The organism is Hyalangium versicolor (assembly GCF_020103695.1).
GTDB classification, from domain to species: domain Bacteria; phylum Myxococcota; class Myxococcia; order Myxococcales; family Myxococcaceae; genus Hyalangium; species Hyalangium versicolor.
On sequence record NZ_JAHXBF010000001.1, the window covers coordinates 526,989 to 551,949 of the forward strand.

Here is a 24,961-nt window from a genome sequence, read left to right on the forward strand (position 1 = left end):
CATGATGACGAGAGCCAACCCCATGTGTCGCGCCATGACCGCTCCCGCCGAAGAGCCCCGCATCCGTGCCGCGATGGAGGGGCGGCGTGAGGCCACAGAGTCCCTCCTGGCGGAGCTGCTACCGCGGGTGCGCACCCGCGTCCGGTATTCGATCCAGGGTGACTCCGAGGTGGATGACATCACCCAGGAGGCCCTGGTGGCGATCCTTCGCGGGTTGCCGACCTACCGGGGTGAGGGTGCCTTCGTGTCCTGGGCGGACCGGGTCGTGGAGCGGGTGACGTTCGCCGCGTCGAAGCGGGCGCGGGCCGAGCGCCGCCAGGTGGATGCCGGAACGACGGAGGAACTGGCCGAGGAGCCCGTGGAAGACAGCTCCCCGGAGGACTGCGTCCTGCGCCGGCAGTTGGAGAAGCTGCTGGAGCAGCTCTCGGATGGGCAGCGGCGGGCAGTGCTGCTGCACCACGTGATGGGCATGAGCGTGCCGGAGATGGCGGAGGCGCTCTCGGTTCCCTTCGAGACCGTCCGCACCCGGCTTCGCACGGGCAGGGCCCACCTCCGGGAGTTGCTCGCGCAAGAGGTGGGCTGAGACAGACGTCAGAAGTGAACGCGCCCCCGGTCGAGTTCCAGACCGGGGGCGCGTTTTATTGTCACGGCAGCGAGTTCAGGTACGTGCGGTGAGGCCGCGAGAACGAGAAGCCGCCGAACTTGTCCCAGTTGATGGACCAGGTCATCAGCCCGCGGAAGGCGGGGTAGCCCGCCGGGTTGCGCAGCTGGTACCGGCCGCCGTAGGACGTGCCCTTCGTGAGGTAGCCGAGGGCCCGCTGCGTGTCCGCCACCGAGGTGAAGCCGCTGCCCGCGGCCTGCGTCGTGGACGGGAGCCCGATGGCGACCTGGTCCGGCCGCAGCGCCGGGAAGACGTTGTTGGGGTTGCCCGCGACGGGGAAGCCCTGCAGCAGCATCTCCGCCATGGCGACCTGGAAGTCCGCCGTGCCCGCGTTGTACGCGACGTTGTCGAGGCCCAGCACGGAGCCGGTGTTGTAGTGCTGCGGGTGGATGTACGTGAGGATGTCACGGACGCCGTAGATGACCGGCAGGTACGCGCCCGCGGACGGGCCGTAGGCCTGGTAGCCCACCTGGACGTAGAAGACCTCGGGAGCCATGGAGAGGATGAAGTTGGCGCCGTAGGCGTTGCGGATCTCGCGGGTGGCGGAGATGAGGTTCTTCACCAGCGGAGTGGTGGGGTTCTTGAAGTCGCTGTCGCCGGAGTTGAGCGAGATCGAGCTGCCCTCGAAGTCGATGTCCATGCCGTCGAAGCCGTAGTCGTTGATGATCTGCTTCATGGAGCTGACGAACTGCTGGCGCTCCGTATCGTTGCGCAGCTGGACGTGCCCGTTGGCGCCGCCGATGGAGATCAGCACCTTCTTGCCCCGGCCCTTGAGGATCTGGATGTCCGACTTGATCTCCTGGGCGGAGGTGTTCGTGTCAGGGACGAAGCCGATCTGCGCGGTGGAGCCCGCCACGGGCTCGGCGAACGACACGTTGATGACGTCCCAGTCGGTGGAGACGTCCCGCAGCTTCATGAAGCCGGCGCCGTTGACGAAGTTGTGCCAGTAGCCCACCAGGATGTGCTTCGGCAGGGTGCTGTTGTTGCCACCCGTGCTGGTGACGGAGATGTTGACCTCAGAGGAGGTGGTGGACAGGCCCGAGTTGTCCGTCGCCTTCGCGGTCAGCGAGTACGCGCCCACCGCGGCCCCGGACCACGTGTACTGGTAGGGGCTGGTGGTGTCCGTGGCCAGGAGGCTGCCGTTGGCGAAGAACTCGACCTTGGTGATGCTTCCGCCCGTATCCGAGGCAGTGGCTGACAGGGTGATGGAGGTTCCGCTCTGGTAGCTGGAGCCGTTGCCGGGGCTTGTCAGGCTCACGGTCGGTGCGCCGCCTCCGCCGGTGGTGCCGCAGGTGCCCAGCAGCTTGTACCAGCCGCTGGCCGTGCCCCAGACAGGGTCCGCCGTCCAGATGGCGACCACGGCCTCATACAGCTTGCCCTGGTACACCACGCGGGCGCCGGGGTTGTAGATGGTGCTGGCATTCCAATCGGGTACGCCCGTGCAGTCCACGGTCTGGGCGTGGGCTTGCGGAGCGGCAAGCCAGAAGAAGAGGCCCATCAGGGCCACGTACTTCCAACGATGAAGCGACATGCGAGTTCTCCTTGGTTGGGGGGAACAGGTGAGAGGAAACAGCACGGCCCGATGAGACAGAGCCTCATCGGGCCGCGAAACTGCAGTGGAGGGGGAGCGACTAGCGGTTGTTGTAGAGGGCGGTGATCAGCTCGCCGTTGCTGGTGTCACCGGACAGCTCCCAGAAGAACGCGCCGCCGAGGCTCTGCGCCTTCTTGTAGCTCATCTTCCCAGCGATGGTGGACGGTGTGTCATAGCTCCACCACTGGCCGTTGCAGTAGGCCATGGCCGTGCCGCCCACGGTGCCGGTGGCCGGGCAGCGGTTGACGAGGACCTTGTAGTCCTCGATGCCCGCCTCGTAGGTGCCAGGCGCGGCGCCCGTGGCGGACTGGTTCAGACCGCCGTTGACGTTGGCCACGCCGGTCCAGCCGCGGCCGTAGAACCCGATGCCGATCAGCAGCTTGCTGGAAGGCACGCCCTTGCTCTTGAACAGCTGGATGGCGGCGTCCGTGTAGAACTTGTCCTGGCCGTTCGACGTCGGCATGCCGGACCACGCGTACAGCGACGAGTGGGGAGCCGTCGGGCCCGCGGCGTTGAAGGCGCCGAAGAAGTCATAGCTCATCACGTTGTACCAGTTCAGGTACTGGGCCGCGGCGCCGTAGTTGGCCGCGTTGATGTTCGCCGCGCCGGCGGGCACCGCCGCGGTGATCAGGTAGCTGGAGCCGAACCGCGAGCGCAGGGCCGCCATCAGGTTCACATAGGCGTCCGGCCCGCTGGTGTCACAGCTCAGGCCGCAGGAGTTCGGGTACTCCCAGTCGATGTCGATGCCGTCGAACACGTCCGCCCAGCGGGGATCCTCGACGAGCTGGTAGCAGGACTCGGCGAAGGCCGCCGGGTTCTGCGCCGCCTGCCCGAAGCCACCGGACCAGGTCCAGCCACCGAAGGAGAAGATGACCTTGATGTTGGGGTAGAGCTTCTTCAGCTTGCGCAACTGGTTGAAGCTGCCGCGCAGCGCGCCGGTGTCCCAGGTGTCCGCGACGCCATCGACGCTCTCAGCGGCGGTGTACGCGCGATCGTAGTCGGCGTAGGTATCGCCCAGCACGCACTTGCCGTTGGTCACGTTGCCGAAGGCGTAGTTGATGTGGGTCAGCTTGCTGGCCGAGCCGCTCGTGGCGATGTTCTTCACGTGGTAGTTGCGGCCGTAGACGCCCCACTGGGCGAAGTAGCCCAGGATGATGGAGCCGCCGCCGCCGGTGTCCTGGCTGGTGGTGACGCTGATGCTCGAGCCCTTGGCGGAGGTGCCGAACTCGTTGCGAGCCGCCACGGAGAAGGAGTAGGCGGTGTTGGCGCTCAGGCCGCTGACGGTGAAGGTGGTGCCAGTGCCGGTGGTCTGCGCCACGCGGGTGGTGCCGTTGTACACGTCATAGCCCACGATGGAGCAGTTGGTGCCGGGGGCCGCCGCGGTCCAGGACAGGTTGACCGAGCTCGAGGTCTTCGACGGCGAGCTCAGGCCCGTCGGGGCGCTCGGAGCCACCGCGCAGTTGCTGGCCGCGCTGGTGGTGACCGAGAGCGTGCTCGAGGCCGCCGAGACGTTGCCCGCCGCGTCCTTGGCCTTCACGGAGAAGGAGTAGGCGGTGTTGGCGCTCAGGCCGCTGACGGTGAAGGAGGTGCTGGACGAGCTGCCGGCGAGCGTGGTGCCGCGGTACACGTCGTAGCCCGTGACGCCGACGTTGTCGGTCGAGGCGCTCCAGCTCAGGGAGACCGAGGTGGAGGTCTTCGACGGAGAGGCCAGGTTGCCAGGTGCCGACGGGGCTTGCGTGTCACCCGTGCTGGTGAGCAGCAGCCAGAGCGCCGGAACATTGGGGGGCTCCCAGCCGACGAGCGAGGTGTGAGCCTGGCGACACTCATAGTTGCTGCCACCGTAAGATACCTGCGCGCCGACGGCATAGGCCGTGTTGGCCGCCCAGGCGGAGAGGTTCTGCTGAACCTCGGAGAGGGTCTCCTCTCGCGCGGAAAACTCATCGGGGCTGCCCGAGCAGGCCGACAGGGCCATGACCAGGGTTCCACGCACGAGAGCGCGCGCGAAAGTGAATCGGGGGGACCTCATGACTTATCTCCCTGCTGTTCACGGCTTCTCGAAGTGAAGAGGGCAGTGACGCGGTGCGCTGCCCGTGGAAGGGAGAGAAGCCGTAGCGCCCCCTTCAAACTGAGAAGAGAATGCAGGCGGATATTTCGGGTTTAGTCATGTGAACTTGTTGTCCGGGAAGCCCCTCCGTTTCTGGGTGGTCGATGAGCTTGATTTTCTACGGAAAGGCTGAAATCCCTCAGGCCGGGGGCATCTCGTGGATGACGCCTTCGAGCAACCAGTCCAGGCGTGTGCTGTCCATGAACGAGTCGCTGAGCGCCTTGTAGGAAGGAGGCACCCGGGAGGAGAGCGCCCGGAAGAGCTCCCGGACGCGGTCGCGAGCCGCCGTGCAATAGACGTCGGTCAGCGTCTGGAGCGTGCCGTCCTGCGCCTCTCCCAGGGTTGCCGCGCGGGACAGACACGCGGACATCGCGAAGAGTTCGGTGGTGAGTTGTCCCGCCACCTCCAACATGGCCTCCTGAGAGAAGAATTGGATCACATCGGGGTATTTCTGGAGGAGCTCGGCACTGACCTTGCCAAAGTGGTGCACCTCCTGAGCCACATAGGCCAGATGCTCCTGGTTGCGAGCCGAGAGGCCACCCACCCCGGGAGGCTTGGGGGCCGCGTCCGGGGCGGCCGGCGGTGCTCCCGTGGGCTGGAAGTAGGGCAGGAAGATGAGCTTGCCCTGGGTGATGTTCACGAACTCCGTGGTCCCCCCGAAGATGCGCTGCACGCGCGCGTCCCGGTAGATCCGTTCCAGAGGGAAGGGCGGGAAGTCTCGTGCCTCCTTGGACTGAGCCGTCTCGTAGCCCACGCCCGCCATGAGCTGGTAGGTCATGTCGAGGTTGCGCCAGCCCGCCTCCGCGCCGAAGTTCTTCGCCGCGTTCTGCTCCATGGACACGTCGACCTGCACGGCGCCGGGCTGCGCGTTCATGTCCATGTGGAGCACGATCCAGTCCAACATGCTCTCCACGGCATAGGTGTTGGCGGCGAGCTGTCCCATGACGATCTGGGTGGCCTGGTAGTGGGCGAGCGGCTGGTTGTCGATGACCTTCAACCGCACGAAGTCGCGTGCCCACTGCATTGCGAGCTTGGAGTCCGCCAGTGCCATGGTGGGGGCGAAGTAGAGGCGGGCCTTGAGCAGCACATTGCCCGCGATCGTCCCCACCTGGCCAATGCCTCCAATCATGTTCTCCACCGGCACCCGCACCTGATCGAGCCGCAGGTAGGCGTTGTACAGGCCATGGTTGCCCATGAAGTCCAGATTGGACGCGATGCTGAAGCCGGGCATGGTCCGCTCCACCATGAACAGCGTCCCCTGTGGAAGGGGATTGCCTGGCACGATGATGCTCGCGCTGACCGCGAACAGCTCGGCGACCTGCCCGTTGCTGATGTAGAGCTTCTCCCCATCAATGATGTAGGACTTGCCATCCTCCGACAGCGTCGCCGTCGTCTTGTAGATGAAGTTGCTTGCGCCCTGGGGCTCCGTGGTCGCGATCGAGCCCATGGCGCCGTCCTTGACGCGCTGGGCGTATTTGAGCCGCGTGGGCACGTCCTGGATGTAGTCCAGGAAGGCCGCCGCCCCCGCCGCGTTCTGGATGATGAGCATCAGCGCGACGGGAGAGCACCAACTGCCCGCGAGCTCAATGGCTCGCTGGAGGTTGGCATTGGACAGCCCCAGGCCCCCGAAGCCCTCGGGGCTGAGCTGGAGTTTCAAATAGCCCGCCTCGCGCAGGAGGGGAATGAGATCGGCGGGCAGCTTCCAAGTCCGGTCGATCTCAGCGGGATCGAGGTGTTCCTTCAGGAAGGCCTCGAATTCGATCGCGAAGGCATCTCCTTTGATCCGATCCTGCTCCGGCTGCGCGGGGTAGGGATAGATGAGATCCCAGCGGAAGACGCCTTGGCTGAGGCTCTGGAGGAACCCCGGAGCGGGGGCTGTCGTGGACGGAACATCCGTGGCTTGAACAATCATATGAAGACTCTCCGCGGCAATCCGTTGAGCGCTACAGGGGGTAGTTGGTGGCGACCTTCACCGCCGTATCCACGGCGAGGCCGGACGCCTGTGCCGCGGGAGCGTCGAACCAGCCGCTGGCCTTCATCCGTGCCAGGTAGCTGTCGAGCTGCGCGTCAGTCACCGATTTGGCGCTGTCCAGGGCCACCGCCACGGTGATCGAGTAATCGGTGTTGTGCTCGACGGGCCGCTGCAGGGGAGGGTTGATGCGGACGTAGCGGTCGTGTCCCAGCAGGTTGATGCACTGGAAGTCGACGGTCAGCATGTTCGCTTCGTAGAGGGCCTGGATGACGAGCAGCGGGTGCCGCAGATCCAGCAGCCACTCCCTGTAGCCCCACGGGGTGAAGGCCTCACTCGTCTCCACATACATGGGGTTCTGGCCGGTACCCAGGGAGAGAATGGTGGTGTTCTTCAGGACGTCCGTGCTCTCAGCCGCCTCGAGGTTGTTGAGCTTGAAGTGGATGACCTGGGAGAGCGCGCACATGGCGGGGTTGTTGGCGAACATCGCCCCGTCGAGGTGCCCCTTGTAGACGGGGAACATGATGGGGGGCGCTGACGAGGCCATGGCCGCGTCCAGGACCGTCGCACGCGGGCTGAAGGCTGCCATCTTGTGCTCGACGAGCGGCGCCCGGAGCCGCTCCGGGTGGGTGTACTTGAAGTTGTGGAGGACGCGCGGCATCCAACTGCGGACCTGGGAGTCGACAGGGCCTCCGGGGATGTTGATGGAGCGGTTGTCGCTGTCCAACTGGAAGGTCGTGATGGCGACGTTCTTGATGTTCGCCAGCGGGGTGTCTTGGAAGAAGTAATTGCGGAGGTATGTCTCGAGGGACTCGGTCTGTCCGAGCGGACGCGCCCCCGCGAGCGCCCCCAGGTTCTGCACGAGGTTGTTGGCCGTGAGCTCGATGAAGTGCTCGGCCCAGAACTCGATGAGCTGATCGAGCACGGCCTGCGCGTAGCCGGGGCTCAGGTCCCTCGAGGCCAGCATCAGCGCATTGATGGCGCCCGCGGAGTTGCCCGCGAAGACATCCACATAGCGCAGCAGTTGGGGCTCCTTCTTGAGCAGCCGTTTGAGCAACACCAGGGAGATGATGCTGAGCGGCCCACCGCCATCCATCGAGAGGATTCGCGACTTCTGTGTGTTCATTGCCATACCTCGTTTGTACTGCGGGGATTGAGCCTTCAGACGGAGGCCCGTTGGAGCGTTTCACGCAGCAACTGCGCCAGACGCGGGACGTTGGCGCGGTCCAGCAACGTCATGTGATTGCCTGGGATGCCCAAGACCTCCACCCCGCCGAGCGCCAACTGCCGCAAGGACGCTTCCATGTCGCCCTGGAAGCGGCTGAAGGCATTGGGCGCTGTCTTGAAGAGGGTGACGCGGCCCTGGTACGGCCCCGGCTCGTAGCGGAAGGAGGAGACGATGTTGGCCTTGTAGACGGGCATCAGGTTGGGCATCTGCTGGAACGCATCCCGGAAGGACTTGAGCTGAGCCACCATGTCCTGGCGGTTGAAGGTGAGCTTCTCGGGGAGCTGGATGCCAAACATGCGTCCAATGGCCGCGATGTCCGTGTAGCTCGTCACATGGACGCTCACGGCAAGCGCCTTCCAGGCAGGGATGAAGGCGAGGGGATTCCAACCCGCGGCAGTCCCATTCGCCTTGGGTGAGCCGACTCCGCTGTCCAGCAGGGCCACCATCCCCACCCGCTCGCCGAGCGCCTCCAGCCGCCGTGCCATCTCGTAGGCCACCATGGCGCCGAAGGACCAGCCTCCGATGAGGTAGGGACCCTGGGGTTGCACGTCCCTCATGATGTCGACGTAGTGCGCCGCCATCGGCTCCAGCCGATCCATGGGCGGCCGATCGTCCAGGAAGCCAGGGGATTGGAAGCCGTAGAAGGGCTGGTCCTCACCGAGGTGGCGGGCGAGGTCCAGGTAGCAGAGCGGGCTGCCTCCCGCCGGGTTCACGAAGAAGAGTGGCCGACGGGTGCCCCGCGTATGCAAGGGAACGAGGTCCGGCGAGAGCGGCTTCTTGGGAGCCATCTGCTGGGAGAGCAGGTGCGCCACTCCCCGGATGGTCGGCTCGAGCATGAACTCGGACATCTTGAGGCTCTTGCCGAACTCACTCCGCAGTCGCGTCATCAGGTGGACCGCGAGCAGCGAGTCTCCTCCCATCTCGAAGAAGTGGGCGTCGGGGGCGGGGGTGGGTACTCCCAGCACGCTCTCGAAGTTCCGGGCGACCTGCTCCTCCAGGCCATCCCGGTAACGGGGAGCGGAGGGTTCGAGCGGCGAAGCCAGTGCGGTGGCGCTCGGCTGGGCAGAGGACTCCGTCCGGCCCACGGGCACTGTGCAGACCGAGAGGACATCCGCTCCCCCTCCGGTCGCGAGCAGCCGCGAGAGTTCCTCGCTCACCGGGCCCGAGGGCTCTGCCTCGAGGTGGAGCTGTCGCCAGCGGAGGGCCGGCTCTTTTTGCGCCTCGGACCATGCCTCCATCCACCGTCTGCGAGTGGGGCCCGTCAGGGCCTCCGCGTCCGAGAGATCCTCCGAGAGCAGCAGGCAGAATCCCGGGGGGGCTGCACGAGCCGCTGTACGCAGGGACTCGAGCTCGCGAGAGATGTCCTCCCACGCGGCCGCCGGCGCCGGGCTGTAGACGATGCCTCGCAGTGCGCCGTGCTCGCTTTGGATCTGGCGAAGGAGTTCGGGCCAGCGATCCGGACTCCCGATATGGACTCCGGGAGCAGCACCCTCCTCTCCACGCTGGGCGAGGATCATCCCGAAGTCGGAGCGGGCTCGCTCGGACAGGTCCACGGGAAAGGCCTGGGTGTGTGCGAAGCCCGTGGCACTGAAGACCTTCTCCCAGCCTTCATGATCGAGCAGGAGGGTGCTCCCGCGGAAGGCATCCTCCGCGTCCCACCAGCCTGCAGCCAGTCCCCAGGTGAGGTGATCCCAGCGCTGGGCCCGGGTGAGTTCCAGCAGGCCGACCCAGCCTCCTGGTGCCGTCAGCGCTCGAAGGTGCGGCAGGGCCTGCCCCAGATCGCGGGCGACGTGCACGACGTTGAGCCCGAGGATGATGTCGTAGGCGCCGCTGGGGAAGCCCTGCTCGGAAGGCGCGGTGTTGATGTCATAGAGGCCAAAGCGCAGGCCGCGCAGCCCTCGCCGCTCAGCCTCCTGCTTCGCCCTGGCGAGGAACGTGCTGCCCACGTCCGTGAAGTGGTAGGAGATCCGCCCGGCCGGTAGCTGCTCCAGCAGCGGCCAGGTGAGGCCGCCATACCCCGCGCCCAGCTCGAGGATGCGCACCTCGCGATCCTTCGGGACCTGTGCCACCGCGTCCCGCAGCACCTCGATCAGCAACCGCTGGTGGGCATTGATCCGGCTGCTGTTCACGTTCTCCCGCATGCAGTCCAGGAAGAAGGCGTCGCTGCCGTCGGGGTAGAGCACCCCAATCGAGGCGACCTCGCCGGAGAGGGACTGGCTGTAGGAGCCCGTGCAGTGATCGAGGAAGCGCACCGTGCCGCGGAAGTGGGGATAGGTGGCCGCGATCTCCTGCGACAGCTTGCGAGCGGCTGGGGGCGCCTTCTCCGGGGACACGAACCGGACCTGCCCGTCCCGCACGCTGACGAGGCCATCCTCCTCGAGCATGCGCAGAAGGAAGCCGAACAGCTTGTCGAACCGCGGGAGCAGGCCGAGCTGGCGCTTCAGCTCCTCGAGGGGAACACTTCGCTCGGACGGGTGGGCGAGCCGGGAAGTCAGGTACTCCCATGCGTGAGCTGCGCACAGGGCATTCATCTTCTCGACGAAGCCTGGAGAGAGGCTGTAGTCGTGGATCTGCTCCTCTCGAACAAGGGAGGCCTCTCGTTGGGCGATGCGCGGGGTCTCCCTCTCCAGGTCGAAGTCCGCGAAGGCCGAGGTCCCAGCGTGGGTCTTCAGGAACAGGGGCCGTACCGCTCCGGATTCGAAGAGCTGCTGCGTGAGCAGGGCTCCTCGCGGTCCAGGCTCGCCCGCGAAGAGGAGGGTTCCCTCGAGGCGCCCGGAGACGTGCTCCATGAGCGGTTCGGGCGAGCGCTCCCAGCGGCGATGGCCTCGCCAGGCAACCCAGGGGGCCCCCGTGCCTCCGTGGAGTTCGGGCAGGAGGCAGGTGAAGAAAGCTTTGTCATCCGGTGCGTGGGGGCTGTGGGCGAAGTCGACGAGGACCACGCTCGCGGCCGGGCAACGCTGCCGGGCGGAGTCGCAGAGCGCGGGCACCAGTTGCCGGGAGGCCAACAGCGGTTCCTCTCCCGTCACGCGGAGCGCCGCGCGCGTGGCAACCACCAGCCGGACCGGCTCGGAGCGGGCTGCGAGTGCTCCCATGAGCGCGGACAGGCGGTGCCAGGCCTCGGAGGAGAGCGCGGCCTGGGAGAGGAGGGGTGTTTCCTCGGCCTGCTTCTCGGGAGTGAGCTCCCAGGCAGACAGGATGACGCTGGGGGGCTGTCCCTGCTGGTGCAATTCCTCCAGCAATCGCAGGAGTGCCGTGCTGTCCGAAGCCTCGACCGCGCGCGCGCCAGGGTGGGCCGCGCTCTCGTGGGGAGGCATGGCATGGAGGACCTCGTAGCCCTCGTCCCGCAGTTGCTGGACCAGCGCGGGGCCTGGGCCGGCCGCACCCGACAACAGCAGCACGCGTGGCTTTCGCTCGCGGGCCAGCACCGGGGGAGACACCTGCTTCCAGGTGTGGGTGCGAATCGGGCCTGGCTGAGCGCCACCGCGCGCGGTGTTCCGGTAGCGGAGATCGGCGGCTCCGCTCTCGATCCAATGGCGCTTGCGCTCGAAGGGGTAGGTGGGCAGGGGAACGCGCTGGCGCTCCTCGTGTGCAGAGTAGGCGTTCCAGTCGATCTTCGCGCCGTGGGCCCAGAGACGGCCGAGTGCTGCCTCCAGGGACTCACGTGCCGCGCCGTGCTCACTCTCTGCTCCAGGCAGCAACTGTTGGTGGAGGTGGGTATGGCTCCACGCGGAGTGCCGCTTCAGCATCGCGCCCATGGAGCGGCCTGGGCCGACTTCCACGAAGGCCTGGTCTGGCTCCGTCAAGAGGGTGGCGAAGCACGCGTCGAGCCGCACCGTGTCGCGCAGATGCCGTGCCCAGTATGCGGGGTCCATCGCCTCCACCTCGGTGATCCACGTGCCAGTGACGTTGGAGACAAAGGGGAGGGTGGGGGGCTTGCGCTGCAGTCTCGCCACATGCGCCTGGAGGCGCTGCATGGCCGGCTCCATCATCGAGGAGTGGAAGGCGTGCGAGGTGCGCACCTCCCGCGTCTCCACGCCTCTGGCCGTCAACTGCTCGCGCAGCGCCGAGAGCGCCTCTACCGGGCCGGAGACCACGCCACACCCGGGAGCGGTCGTCGCCAGGGACAACGCGCCGTCCTTCAGCAAGGCGAGCAGCTCCGGCTCCGGCAGGAAAACGGTGAGCATGGCGCCGGGCTTCAGGGACTGCACGAGGCGGCCGCGCGCGGCGACGAGCGATAGCGCATCCTCCAGGGTGAACACGCCCGCCAGGCACGCGCAGACGTACTCGCCCAGGCTGTGGCCCACCAGGGCGCGCGGCTGGAGGCCCAGTGACTGGAGCAGCCGGGCCAGCGCGTACTCGATGACGAAGAGCGCTGGTTGGGCGAAGGCCGTCTGGGCCATCTTCGCCGAGGCGGCGGTCTCGTCCTCGCGTCGGGCGGGAAAGAGCAGCGCGCGCAGATCCTGTCCCAGCGAGGGTTGCAGCAGTTCCGCGCAGGTGTCGACCTGCTCGCGGAATACAGGCTCCGCGTCATAGAGCTCGCGCGCCATCTGGGGGTACTGCGCCCCCTGGCCCGGAAACATGAAGGTGACGGAGCGTACCGCCGTCTGGCCCGGCTTCCCGTCGAACCGCTGCTCCGGGGAGCCCTCCAGCCGGGCCAGGGCCTCTTCGCGGTTCTCGCACACCACGGCCCGTCGATAGGGGAACGCGCGCCTTCCCACCTGCAAGGTGTAGGCGGCATCCGCGATGTTCACCTCGGAGTTCTCCCGCAGGAAGCGCGCGAGGTTCTCCGTGGCCTGTTCCAGGGCGGCGTCGCTTCGGGCCGAGAGTGTCAGCAGTTGGCGCGCACGGTGGGGGCCCGAGGCCGGGCGGACGGGGGCCTCCTCCAACACGACATGCGCGTTGGTGCCCCCGATGCCGAACGCGCTGACACCCGCGCGCCGCGGCGTGGACGGATTCCACGGCTTGAGCTGGGTGTTGACGTAGAACGGGCTGTTGGCGAAGTCGATGGCTGGGTTGGGGGTGAAGCAGTGGAGGCTCGGGGGCAGCTCACCGTGCTCGAGCGCCAACGTCGTCTTGATCAGCCCCGCGATTCCCGCTGCCGCGCCCAGGTGGCCGAAGTTGCTCTTCACCGAGCCGAGCGCGCAGAACCCCTTCTTGTCCGTGGATTGGCGGAACGCCTGCGTCAGCGCAGCCACCTCCACGGGATCTCCCATGGGCGTGCCCGTGCCATGGGCCTCCACGTAGGAGATGGTGTCCGCGGGCACCTGCGCCAGCGCCTGGGCCATGGCGATGACCGAGGCCTGCCCCTCCTGGCTGGGAGCGGTGAACCCCACCTTCTGGGTGCCGTCATTGTTGATGGCCGAGCCGCGGATGATGGCGTGGATGCAGTCGCCATCCTCGATGGCCTCCGACAGCCGCTTGAGCACCACGAGCCCCAGGCCATCGCCGCCGAGCGTCCCTTGAGCGGCGGCATCGAATGGGCGGCAATGCCCGTCCGGCGAGCTGATGTGCCCGGGCTGGTGCAGGTAGCCCGAGTTGTTCTTCAGGGTGATGGCCACTCCACCCGCCAGCGCGATGTCACACTGGTGCTCCAACAGGCTCCTGCACGCCAGATGCACCGCCACCAGCGAGGTGGAGCAAGCCGTCTGCACGACGAGGCTCGGTCCACGCAGGTTCAACTTGTAGGACGCTCGCGTGGTGAGGAAGTCCTTATCGTTCACCGCCATGATGGAGAAGATGTCGGCGGACTCCATCACCTCCCGGTTGGTGAGCACGTTGTGCAGCAGGTACGAGTTCATATCGAGCCCGGCGTACAGGCCGATCCACCCGTCGTACCGTGAGGAGTCGTACCCTGCGTTCTCCAGAGCCTCCCAGGCACACTCGAGGAACAGGCGCTGCTGCGGATCCATCAGCGCCGCCTCGGCGGGGCTGAACTCGAAGAACGAGGCGTCGAAGTCCTCCACGCCATCGAGTACCGCGGCTGCCTTGACGTAGTGAGGATTGCGCACCAGCTCCGGGCGGATGCCCGCGGCGAGCAGCGCCTCGTCCGTGAAGAAGCTGATGGACTCGACACCCTGGCGCAGGTTGGACCAGAAGGTGGCGAGATCCCGGGCCCCAGGGAACCGGCCCGCCATGCCGATGATGGCGATGGCCTCCGGCGGGGGGGTGACGTGCTCTGTACTCATCGCTTGGGTCTCCTGTTCACGGTGGGCCGGCTGCGGCCGAGCGCCTCGAGATTGCGGCGCGCGCGCTCCTGGACTCCCTCCAGGGCAGGAGCGCTCTCCCGAGCGCGGCCCAGGAAGCCGGCGAGTGAGGCAACGGTGGGGTAATGGAAGAGCTCCACCAGCGGGAACGGAGCCGCGGCGATCTCCAACAGCCGGCGGTGCAGTTGGAGCATCAGCAGGGAGTGACCTCCGAGCTCGAAGAAGTTGTCCTCGAGCCCGACCTGTTCGGTGCCGAGCAGCTCCTTCCAGATCGCGGCGATGCGGCGCTCCAGCTCGGTGCGGGGAGGCATATGGACCCGTGCGGCCGTGGGGCTCGTGCTCTCGGGCGCAGGCAGGGCGCGTCGGTCCACCTTTCCGTTGGGCGTCAGTGGCAGCTCCGGGAGGAAGACGAACGCGGCGGGGATCATGAAGCCGGGCAGCGTCTCCTGCAGGTGGCGTCGCAGCTCGGACGGGGAGGGGGGTTGTGCCTCCACGGCTACGATGTACGCGACGAGTCGCCGCTGGCCCGCGCGATCCTCCCGGCTGATGACCACGGCCTCGCGCAGGGCGGAGTGCCGCAGCAGCGCGGATTCGATCTCTCCCAGCTCGATGCGGAAGCCGTGGACCTTGACCTGGTGGTCGATCCGCCCCAGGAACTCGAGTTCTCCCTCCGGAAGGAAGCGGGCAAGGTCTCCGGTCCGGTACATGCGCGCGCCGGGGGTGGGGCTGAAGGGATTCGGCAGGAACTTCGCCGCCGTCAGTTCGGGTGCGTGGAGGTAGCCCCGGGCCAGCCCGGGGCCTCCGATGAACAGCTCGCCCACGACTCCCAGGGGCACGGGGCGCAGGTGCTTGTCGAGGAGGAGGACCTGCTTGGCGTCGAGCGGCCGGCCAATCGTGGGCTCTCGTTCCGCACCCCGGGCGACTTCGGCGAAGGTGGAGTAGGTGCTGTCCTCCGAGGGTCCATAGAGGTTGCAGACCCGCTCGACGTGACCGAGTTGGTAGAGGTCCTGCGCGAGCCTGTTGGTCAGGGGCTCACCGGCGAGGTTGACCACGCGCACGCTGGCGGGGATGCCTCCGGCCCGGAGGAGCTCCGTGGCCGCGGAGGGCACCGTGTTGATCAGGGTCACCTGCTCGGCGTGTGGCAGCTCGGGCAGGTGCAGCGCGTTGTCCGCGAGGATCACCGCACCTCCACACGAGAGGGGAACGAACAGCTCGAAGACGGACAGGTCGAAGCAGAGGGACGTCGCAGCCAGCACGCCCCGCAGCTCATCGGCGGAGTAGTGGGCGAGCGCCCACTCCAGCAGCGTCACCGCGCCTCGGTGATCGATGAGGACACCCTTGGGAGTCCCGGTCGAGCCGGAGGTGTAGAGCACATAGGCCAGGTTGCCGGAGTCCGCGAGTGGCCGAGGGTTGGAGGCGGGCTGGGCATCGAGTCCCTCCCGCCCGGTGTCGAGGCAGAGGATCCGTGTGCCCTCGTGCTGGGGTAGCTCATCCCTCAGCCACTCCTGCGTGAGGAGCACGGCCGGACGGCAGCTCGTCAACATCGTCTCCAGACGGGCTCGTGGGTAGGCGGGATCGAGCGGCACATAGGCGCCGCCGGCCTTGAGGATTCCGAGCAGCGCGATCACCATCTCCACCCCACGCTCGGTGCAGACCGCCACGCGCGTCTCGGGCCCTACACCCAGGGCTCGCAGGTGGTGGGCCAACTGGTTCGCGCGGCGATTGAGTTCCGCATAGGTGAGCGTCTCGTGGGTGTGAAGCAGCGCTGGTTTGTCCGCGTGGCGCTCCACCTGCTGCTCGAAGCGCTCGTGAAGCAGTTGCGCGGGGATGAATCGCTCCGCGCCGCGCCCCACCTTGCGCAGGTACTGGTGTTCCTCCGGGGAGATCACCGAGAGCCGGGAGAGCTTCGTGTCCGGCCGCTCGACGATGGAGGCGAGGAGCGCTTGCAGCCCCGAGATCATCCGTTCGAGGGTGGCGCGCTCGAAGAGGCTCGCGTCATAGATGCAGATGCCCGCGAACGTCCCGTTCTCGGGCCAGACGTACAACTCCTGATCGAACCGCGCGGTGATGTCGCCATATTCGAGCGGCCGGGTCTCCAGGCCGGGCAGCTCGAAGTGGGGGCGGATGGCGTCGCGCTCCTGGAGGCCGAACATGACCTGGAACAGCGGAGTCTGATTGAGGCGCCGCTCAGGTTTGAGCGCCTCGACGAGCTTCTCGAAGGGAAGATCCTGGTGGGCGTATGCGCTCAAGGAGGTGTCCCGCCCCCGGCGCAGCAGCTCCCGGAACGAGGGATCTCCGCTCAGGTCGTTGCACATCACGAGGGTGTTGACGAAGAAGCCGATGAGCGGCTCGGTCTCCTTGCGGGTCCTGTTGGCGATGGGGGTACCGATGGCCAGCCGCTCCTGTCCGGAGTAGCGGTGGAGCAGGGCCGAATACGCCGCCAGCAGGAGCATGAACATCGTCACCCCTTCGCGCTGGCACAGCTCCTGGAGCCCCTTCGCCACGGTCGGCGGCAGGAGGAAGCTGACCAACCCTCCCTTGAACGACTGCATCGTGGGGCGAGGCCTGTCGGTGGGGAGCTGCAGCAGGGGCAGGTCGCGCAGCTGCTGCTTCCAGTAGTCGAGCTGCTGCTGGAGGACGCCGTCCCGCATCCAGCGGTGGTGCCATGCGGCGAAGTCCGCATACTGGATGGGCAACTCGGGCAGTGGGGAGGGCAGACCCCGGCAGAACGCCGTGTAGAGTGCCGAGAACTCGCGCGCGAAAATGCCCTCGGACCATCCGTCGAAGGCGATGTGGTGGAACGTCATCAGCAGTACGTGACGGTGCTCGCCGAGCGCGAGCAACAGCGCCCGCCAGGGCGGGTCACGCGTCAGGTCGAACACCCGGCGGTTCTCCTCGATCGCGAGGAGTCGCACCTCGGGCTCGACCTCTGTGTCCGGGAGCTGCCGCAGATCGATGAACCGAATCTCGTGCCGTACCTCCGCGAGGGGCACCTGGAGGGGAATGCCGTTCTCCTCGCGGAAGACGGTGCGCAGGACTTCGTGCCGCCGCGCCAGCTCCTCGATTGCGCGCGTGAGCGCCTCTCGATCGAGCGCGCCCTGGAGCCGCAGGGAGAGGGGGATGTTGTAGGCACTCCCCACGAGCCCCAGGCGCTCCAACAGCCAGAGCCGCTGCTGGGCGTACGACACAGGCAGGGGCTGCCCTCGCTCGATGGGAACGAGCGCTGGAGCCGAGGGCGCTGGAGCGGAGGCGTGCGCATCGATGGAGTGGGCGATGGCTCTCGGAGTAGGACGGTCGAACAGCAGGCGCAGGGGGTAGTCGAACCCGTACCGGCCGTGGATCCGCGAGGCCAGCCGGGTGGCCAGCAGCGAGTGGCCGCCGAGGACGAAGAAGTCATCGTCCACTCCGGCTCGTTCCAAGCCCAGCAGCTCGGAGAACATCGCCACCACCGCCTCCTCGGTGGGCGTGCCCGGCGCGTGCTCGGAGGCGGGGAGGACGTGCGCGGCGGGCAGGGCGCTTCGGTCCAGCTTTCCCGTGAGGCTGCGGGGAATGGACGCGAGCGCGGTGAACGTGGAGGGGACATGAGAGCCTGGCAGCTCCGCCATGAGCCGCGCACGCAGCTCGCTCATCGTCACCAACTCCCGGAGGACGACGTACGCATCCAGGCGCTTGTCTCCCAGGGTCGACTCGCGGACGACGACGACGGCCTCCCGTACCTCGGGTTGCGCGAGCAGGTGCGCCTCGATCTCCGCGGGTTCGATCCGGAAGCCTCGGACCTTGAGCTGCCGGTCCATGCGCCCGAGGAATTCGATGGCTCCGTCCGGCCGGAAGCGCGCGACGTCTCCCGTGCGGTAGATGCGTGCGCCAGGCTCAGGGCTGAAGGGATCCGGAATGAACTTCTCGGCCGTCAGCTCGGGCCGATCCAGGTAGCCACGGGCGACGCCATCCCCCGCGGCCAACAGCTCCCCCGGGACGCCGGGAGGCACCAGGTTCATCGCCGCGTCGACGATGTAGACGCGAGTGTTGGCGATCGGCCGGCCGATGGGCGCGGGCGAGTCCAGATCGTGGGCACCCGGAATGGGGTAGCAGGTCGTGAAGGTCGTGTTCTCCGTGGGCCCATAGGCGTTGGTCAGCCGCAACCCGGGCGTGCTCTCCAGCAGCCGCCGCGCATGGCGCGTGGACAGCACCTCGCCTCCCGTCATCACGTGGCGCACGCCCCGCAGGCTCTCCGGATGCTCGTCCACCAACTGCAGGAACAAGCCGCTGGTCAGCCACAGCAGGGTGACACCCTCGCGGCGGATGCAGTCCCCCAACTCGCTCAGGGAGAAGGGCCCGGGAGGGAAGATCACCAGCGTGCCGCCGTTGAGCAGCGGCGCCCACAACTCCAGGGTGGAGGCATCGAAGGACAGCGGCGCCAGCAGCAGGAAGACCTCGTCTGGAGCGAGGCGGGCGAAGTTCGTCTCCTTGACCAGCCGGACCACGTTGCGGTGGGTGGCGGCGACGCCTCGGGGAGCCCCCGTGGAGCCCGACGTGAACATGATGTAGGCGAGGTTCTCTGGAGAGACCTGGGGGCCGGGCGCATCCGGCGTCTCATCAGTCCAGGCTCGCTCCTCGCCCATCCGCACCACATGTGCTCGCGAGGCGGGCAGGTGTTCGACGGTGGAGGCTACGAGGAGGAACGTCGCGCCACTGGCTTCGAGCATCGCGGTGAGGCGCTTCTCCGGATAGTCCGGATCGAGCGGGACGAAGGCACCCCCCGCCTCGAGGATGGCCAGGAACGCGATGACAGCCTCGGGTGAGCGCTCGAGCAGGACGGCCACTCTTGTCTCGAGGCCTACCCCGAGGTGACACAGGTATCTGGCGAGCCGATGGGCTCGCTCCCGCAGGGTCCGGTAGGAGATCCGCTCTCCTTCGAAGCGGAGCGCAATGGCTTCGGGAGTGGCGGCGGCCTGGGCCTCGAACAGCGCATGCAGGGAACGTCGCGGATAGGCCGTCGCCGTCTGGTTCCACTGCTGGAGCTGCTCGCACTCGGCTTCCGAGATCAGCGGGAAGCGCGACAGAGGCAGGTTCGGGAGGGAGGCCAGCTCCCTGAGCAGCCGGGTGTAGTGTTCCAGGAGGCGCTGGACCGTCTCGTCCTCGAAGCGCGCGGTGGAGTAGGCGCAATAGCCGCGCACGATCGGGCCCTCTCGCCAGAAGTGCAGCTCCAGATCGAAGCGCGTCGTCGGCGCTCCCATCTCCAGGATCTCGGCCCGCAGCCCCGTCAGCTCGGAGCGAGGGGCCATGGCTTCGTTCTGCTGGTAGGCCAGCATCACCTGGAAGAGCGGGTTGCGATCCGTGGAGCGCTCCGGGTGCAACTGCTCGACGAGCACCTCGAAGGGAATGTCCTGGTGGGCATAAGCCTCGAGCGCCATCTTGCGTACGCGCTCGATCAGCTCGGAAAAGGTCGGGTCCCCGGAAGCATCGACGCAGAGCACCTGCGAATTGACGAAGAAGCCGATGAGGCCCTCCAGCTCCGCGCGGTCCCGGTTGGCGATGGGCGAGCCCACGGGCAGCCGCAGCTGGCCGGTGTACTTGTGCAGGAGCGCGCCGAAGGCCGCCAGGAGCGTCATGAACAGGGTGACGCCCGCGCGTTGGTTCAGCTCATCCAGCACGGCGACGGTCTCGGCCGGCACCTTGAGGGGGCGGATCGCTCCCGCTGGGCTCGTGGGAGGGGGCGGCGTCTGACGCCTGGGCAGCGAGAGGGTAGGAAGGTCCCGTAGCTGCTCCTTCCAGTAGCGGAGTCCGGTCTGGAAGGATTCCGTGCTGGCGCGCTCCCGCTGCCAGACGGAGAAGTCCGCATATTGGATCGCGGGGGGAGGCAGCGGCGCGCTTCGGCCCGATACCTGGGCCTCGTACAAGGCGGAGAGTTCCCGGAGGAACACGCCCAGAGACCAGCCGTCCGAGGCGATGTGGTGGATCACCGTCAGCAGGACGTGCTCGGTCTCGTGCAGCCGGAGGATCCGGGCTCGGATGAGCAGCCCCCCGGACAGCTCGATGGGTGTCTCCAGCTCCTGGAGCGTCCACCGCTTCAGCTCAGCGTCCCGTTCGGCCATGGGCAGCGCGCTCAGGTCCACCAGGGGAACCTCGAGCTCGAGGTTCGTGATGGATTGGACGGGCACTCCCTCGCGCTCGAGGATGGCCGTGCGCAGGGCCTCATGGCGCCGGACGATCTCGCGCAAGCTCTCCACGAGCGCGGGGATGCGCGGTGTCCCGGTGAGCCGCAGGTTGAGAGGCATGTGGTACGCCGCGCCGCGCACCCCATAGCGATCCAGGAACCAGAGCCGTTGCTGGGGAAAGGACACCGGCCAGGGGCCTGTCCCCGTGCGCCGCGCAATGGTGGTGGACGTCCCGGCGCCGGGTTGCTGCTCCTCGAGGAGCAGCGCGAGCAGCTCCTCGGCTTCCCTGGACAGGCTCTGCGAGGTCATGGAGTTGGAGGCGGGCATGACGATCAAGGGGTGAGAGCGGTCTTCTTCTCGTGGAGCAGGGCCTTGATGGCCTCGGGGCTCATCTGGGCGACTTTGAGGCGGAGCGTGGCGATTTCCTCCAGCAGGCCCGGGCGTGCCTCGCGCTGGAGCAGCGCCCGGTGGAGTCCGGACAGTGTCGGCGTCTCGAAGAACGCGGGCAGAGGCAGCTCGACCTTGAGGGCCTCGCGGATGCGGGAGACAGCCTGGGTGGCCAGCAGCGAGTGGCCGCCGAGCATGAAGAAGTCATCGTGGAGGCCCACTCGCTCCACGCGAAGCAACGTGCTCCAGATGCCGGCGAGCACCCGTTCCAGGGCGGTCTCCGGGGCGATGAACTGGGCCTGCACGCCGTCTGGGCGTCCTCCAGGAGCAGGCAGGGCCGCCCGGTCGAGCTTGCCATGGGGCGACAGGGGCAGGGACTCCAGCAGCATGAAGTCCGTGGGATGCATGGGCTCGGGGAGGTGTTCGCCGAGGAACTGCTTGAGTGACGAGATGAGCTGCGCGCCTTCATTCGAGCGCAGGGGAATGTTGGTGTAGCTGGAGAGGGTTCGGGGCGAGGCTGGCCGCCGCTCCAGGGGCATCAGTGGAGGAGGTGCGGCGGGGGCATCCCGGCGTGTGAAGAGCGCGTCGAAGCGATCGCTGCCCCCCGGACTCCAGCACAGCTCCACATCGTAACCCCATGGGGCGGCCTGCTCCCGCAGAGCCTCTGGGTCCACCGCTTCGGAAGACACCTCGGCCAGGGCCATGCGGAGCTGGCTCACCGGCTGGGGCATTGCCTCGGACAGCAGCGCCAGCAGTTGCGCCTCCTGCGAGAGGCGGGCGTTGCGCAGGTTCGTGACACACGCCCGTTCGGGGTGCTCAGCCTGGAGCCAGGCGCCCACCTGGGCCAGCGTCATGCCCGAGCCATCCACCTCCCGTGCCTCGGCCGCCTGAGGCGCGTCCCCTACATACAGCACGGCGTGATAGCGGAACTTGTTCAGCTCGTTGTGAACATGCCCTCGCTGGAGGAAGACGCGGACCCGTCCGATCCGGGGCTGCTGGAGCGCGAGCGCGGCGAAGAGGCCGGGATCGATGAGCAGCTCGTTCTCCCGGGCCCGCTCGGCCTCGATGCGGCGGACCAGGTCGGAGGAGGGCAGGGTGCTGGGAGCGCGGTAGAGGGTGACAAAGGCGTGGAAATGTTCGAGCAGCCGCTGGTTGCGCAGATCGCCCAGGAAGATGAACCCTCCAGGCCGCACCGCGCGGAGACTGCCCTCGAGCACCTTCAAGAAATAGCTGGCCGTGGGGAAGTACTGCGCCACCGAGCTGATGATCACCGCGTCGTAGGAGCCCTCCTCGATGCCGCTGAAGTCGTCGGCGAGCCGCTTGTCGAGCTGGAGCCGTCCGCGAAGATCCTCACGCGCTTCCGCATGGCGGCGCACGTGCTCGAGCGACGTCCGGGAGAAGTCCGTGCCCCGGTAGTGCTCGCAGTGGGGGGCGATGCTGAAGAGCAACATGCCCGTGCCACAGCCAATCTCCAGCACGCGCTTGGGACGATGGGCCAGCACTCGATCGATGATGTCGCCGGCCCACAGCCGCATCTGCGCCACGGAGATGGGCGTGCCGTCATGCGTGTTCAGCCAGCCCGCGGTGTTGAAGTAGGGATCGGCGGACTCGCTCTGACGCGCGTAGATGTGGTCATCGAACAGAGACTCCCACGAGGCGACCTGCTGCCTGGCCTGCTCGGCGTCCTCGGGCTCCGCCTCCGCCTTCGCCTTCGCCGACCGTGCCACCACATAGGCCACGAGCCGGGTGTCTCCGGGGGCTTCCTCCCGCGCCACGACGGCCGCCTCACGGATCGAGGGGTGCTCCAGCAGTCGCGACTCGATCTCGGCCGGCTCGACGCGGAAGCCCCGAACCTTGATCTGCCGGTCCATGCGGCCCAGGAACTCGATACGCCCGTCAGCCAGGAAGCGCGCGCGATCCCCCGTGCGGTAGAGGCGCGCTCCCGGCTCTCCACTGAAGGGATCCGGGATGAAGCGCTCCGCGGTCAGCGCTGGACGCCCAAGATAGCCGCGCGCGAGCCCTGCGCCACCTGTCACCAGTTCCCCTGGGACGCCTGCCGGAACGGGCGCGAGGTTCGCGTCGACGATGTAGACCTGGGTGTTGGCGATGGGGCGCCCGAGGGACACCGTGCGGCCGACTTCTCCCGGACTCCTCATGGGGTTGCAGCAGGTGAAGACGGTGTTCTCCGTGGGGCCGTAGCCGTTGATGACCGTGAGGCCGTAGCCCGCGGCCAGCAGGTGGCGCACGTGCTTGGGCGAGAGCCGATCACCCCCGGCGATGAGCTGACGCACGTGCTTGAAGCTCTCGGGGTGCTCCTCCACCATGGCCTGGAAGAGGCTCGCGGTGAGCCAGAGCGTGGAGACGCGCTGCTGCTCGATGAAGGCTCCTAGCTCCTTGAGCGAGGGCTTCTCGGCGGGGAAGAGGGCGAGCCGGGCTCCGTTCAGGAGAGGCGCCCAGAGCTCCAGCGTCGAGGCATCGAAGGAGACGGGCGCGAACGCCAGACACGTCTCCTCGGGAGAGAAGCTCGCGAAGGGGTTGTTGCGCACCAGCCGGACGACGCTCGGATGCGTGACGGCCACGCCTCTCGGCGAACCCGTGGAGCCGGAGGTGTACATCACATACGCGAGGTTCTCCGGCGTGGCGGTGCGGCCCAGGTCTCTCGCGTCCTCGCCCGAGACATCCTCGGACTCCAGCACCAACAGGCGCACGTCGCTGGGGGGCAGGCGTTCGACGAGGGATCTCCGGGTGATGAGGACCCGGGCGCGTGTGTCCGCGAGCTGGTGCTGAAGCCGGGCGCGGGGGTGGCCTGGCTCGAGGGGGACGAAGAAGCCTCCCGCCTTCAGGATGGCCAACGCCGCGATCACCAGCGAAGCCGAGCGCTCCAGATAGAAGGCCACGCCTACCTCGGGCCCCACGCCCCAGGCGCGCAGGCGCCGGGCCAGCCGGTTGGCGGCCGCGTTGAGCGCGCCATAGGTGAGGGGCTCGGTCCCGGACACGATGGCGAGGGCCTCGGGCCGCGAGTGGGCCACCTCCTCAAAGAGCTCGTGGATGCAGGCGGCGGGCAACGCAGTCCGAGGGCGGTTCCACTCGGACATCAGCCGCCTCCGCTCCTCCGGGCTCAACAGGGATGCTTGCGAGAGGCGCTGCTCGGGGTGGGCCACCAGGTGCGTGAGCAGGGCCTGGTAGTGGGCCAACAACTGCTCGATGCTCTCGGGCAGGAACAGATCGGCGGCGAAAGTGCACACTCCCTGGAGTGCGTCGCCGTCGGGCCAGAGGTGGATCTCGAAGTCGAAACGCACCGTGGCTTCGCCGATCTCCAGCAGCCGGGTGTCGAGCCCCGGGAAGGGGAACTGGGGCGCCATGGCGGCGGCTTGCTGGAGGGCGAATACCACCTGGAAGAGCGGGTTGCGGGTGAGGCTGCGCGTGGGCTGGAGCTCCTCCACCACTCGCTCGAAGGGCACATCCTGGTTCGCATAGGCCCCCAGGGCACTCTGGCGGACGCGCTCGAGCAGTTCGAGGAAGGTCGGATCCCCGCCCGTGTCGGTGCTGAGCACCAGCGAGTTGACGAAGAAGCCGATCAGCCCCTCCGTCTCCGTGCGGTTGCGGTTGGCGATGGGCGAGCCCACCGACACTCGGCTCTGTCCGGTGTAGCGCGCGAGGAGGACGTCGAACGCCGCCAGCAGCGTCATGAACAGCGTCAGGCCCCGCTCGGCGTTGAGCTTGCGGATCGCCGCAACTGTGGGGGCTTCGATGCGGAACGCGCGGGCGGCGCTCCGGTAGGAGCCTCCCTCGGAGCGGGAAAAGTCCGTGGGGAACTCGAGCGGCGAGAGCCCCGCGAGAGTCTCCTTCCAGTAGGCGAGCTGCTTCTGAAGCACGTCGCCACCCAGTTGCTGGCGCTGCCAGACCGCGAAGTCCGCGTACTGGATGGGAAGGGGAGGCAGGGAAGCGGGGCGGCCGGAGGCGAAACCGGCATAGAGCCCGGGCAGCTCGCGCGAGAGGATCTCGATGGACCAGCCATCCGAGGCGATGTGATGGAGCACGAGGAGCAGGACGTGCTCCTGGGGCGCGAGCCGGATCAGCACCAGCCGGAGGGGAGGCTCGCGCGACAGCTCGAAGCGGTGGGTGTTCTCCTGGGTGACGAGCCGGTGCAGCTCTGCGTCCCGCTCCTCGGGGGACTTGCCGGAGAGATCCAGGCGCCTCACCTCGGGCGGGTGGGAAGAGATGATCTGCGCGGGCACACCGCCCACGGCCTGGAACGTCGTGCGCAGCGGCTCGTGGCGGAGAACGAGCTCGCGTAGGGCCTGGCGCAGGGCGTCTTCATTGAGGGGCCCGCGCAGGCGCAGGCTCACCGGCATGTTGTACGCGTGCCCGGCTTGCCCCAGCTGTTCCAGGAACCACAGCCGCTCCTGGGCGAAGGACAGCGGCAGGGGGCGCCCACGCGGCTCGCGGGGGATGGGTGGACCCTCCTGGGGAATGGCTGCCGCCTTCTCGAGGGCTGCGAGGAGCCCCGCTTTGTTCTCGCGCAGCTCGGCCACGAGCGCTGGCGTCATGGCGCCCGGAGGCGCGCTGTAGCGCAGCGCTCCGTTCTCGCTCCACAGGAGGATGTCCAGGCCTCGCAGCCGTGAGATCAGGGATTCGATGGCGTGCATGGGGAACTCTCGGG

Annotated in this window: 8 protein-coding genes; 1 reads left to right on the plus strand and 7 read right to left on the minus strand. The window is 67.6% G+C overall.

The genetic code is table 11. The features are described from left to right. Position 1: 1 nt before the first annotated feature. Complete coding sequence (locus tag KY501_RS01845) at positions 2-583, plus strand: RNA polymerase sigma factor (RefSeq protein ID WP_224360621.1); 582 nt, start codon at positions 2-4, stop codon at positions 581-583. A 61-nt stretch (positions 584-644) separates the two neighbouring features. Here KY501_RS01845 and KY501_RS01850 read toward each other — a convergent pair whose 3' ends face one another. The 7 genes from KY501_RS01850 to KY501_RS01885 form a co-directional block, all read right to left on the minus strand. Continuing rightward, a complete protein-coding gene (locus KY501_RS01850; protein WP_224360623.1) occupies positions 645-2,192 on the minus strand; it encodes a chitinase in 1,548 nt (515 codons plus the stop codon). 100 nt (positions 2,193-2,292) lie between these two features. Then, on the minus strand, positions 2,293-4,278 hold the full coding sequence (locus KY501_RS53595) for a glycosyl hydrolase family 18 protein (RefSeq protein ID WP_304608588.1): 1,986 nt from the start codon (positions 4,276-4,278) through the stop codon (positions 2,293-2,295). A 217-nt stretch (positions 4,279-4,495) separates the two neighbouring features. Next, complete coding sequence (locus KY501_RS01865) at positions 4,496-6,268, minus strand: acyl-CoA dehydrogenase family protein (RefSeq protein WP_224360625.1); 1,773 nt, start codon at positions 6,266-6,268, stop codon at positions 4,496-4,498. A gap of 31 nt (positions 6,269-6,299) precedes the next feature. Next, positions 6,300-7,451: a patatin-like phospholipase family protein gene (locus KY501_RS01870; RefSeq protein ID WP_224360626.1), complete on the minus strand. Its 1,152-nt coding sequence runs from the start codon at positions 7,449-7,451 to the stop codon at positions 6,300-6,302. A gap of 35 nt (positions 7,452-7,486) precedes the next feature. Then, on the minus strand, positions 7,487-13,738 hold the full coding sequence (locus KY501_RS01875; protein WP_224360628.1) for a type I polyketide synthase: 6,252 nt from the start codon (positions 13,736-13,738) through the stop codon (positions 7,487-7,489). Beyond that, positions 13,735-20,238, minus strand: coding sequence for a non-ribosomal peptide synthetase (locus KY501_RS01880; RefSeq protein ID WP_224361064.1), 6,504 nt, complete (start codon positions 20,236-20,238; stop codon positions 13,735-13,737). The genes KY501_RS01875 and KY501_RS01880 overlap by 4 nt, the downstream gene beginning before the upstream one ends. Positions 20,239-20,243: 5 nt before the next feature. Then, positions 20,244-24,947 (minus strand): non-ribosomal peptide synthetase, encoded by a 4,704-nt coding sequence (locus KY501_RS01885; RefSeq protein WP_224360630.1) that lies wholly within the window; start codon positions 24,945-24,947, stop codon positions 20,244-20,246. Positions 24,948-24,961 lie beyond the last annotated feature (14 nt).

Excerpts from the sequence above, each read along its gene's own strand:
- KY501_RS01845 (WP_224360621.1), top strand. The coding sequence starts at position 2 with ATGATGACGAGAGCCAACCCCATGTGTCGCGCCATGACCGCTCCCGCC.
- KY501_RS01850 (WP_224360623.1), bottom strand. The coding sequence starts at position 2,192 with ATGTCGCTTCATCGTTGGAAGTACGTGGCCCTGATGGGCCTCTTCTTC.
- KY501_RS53595 (WP_304608588.1), bottom strand. The coding sequence starts at position 4,278 with ATGAGGTCCCCCCGATTCACTTTCGCGCGCGCTCTCGTGCGTGGAACC.
- KY501_RS01865 (WP_224360625.1), bottom strand. The coding sequence starts at position 6,268 with ATGATTGTTCAAGCCACGGATGTTCCGTCCACGACAGCCCCCGCTCCG.
- KY501_RS01870 (WP_224360626.1), bottom strand. The coding sequence starts at position 7,451 with ATGAACACACAGAAGTCGCGAATCCTCTCGATGGATGGCGGTGGGCCG.
- KY501_RS01875 (WP_224360628.1), bottom strand. The coding sequence starts at position 13,738 with ATGAGTACAGAGCACGTCACCCCCCCGCCGGAGGCCATCGCCATCATC.
- KY501_RS01880 (WP_224361064.1), bottom strand. The coding sequence starts at position 20,238 with ATGCCCGCCTCCAACTCCATGACCTCGCAGAGCCTGTCCAGGGAAGCC.
- KY501_RS01885 (WP_224360630.1), bottom strand. The coding sequence starts at position 24,947 with ATGCACGCCATCGAATCCCTGATCTCACGGCTGCGAGGCCTGGACATC.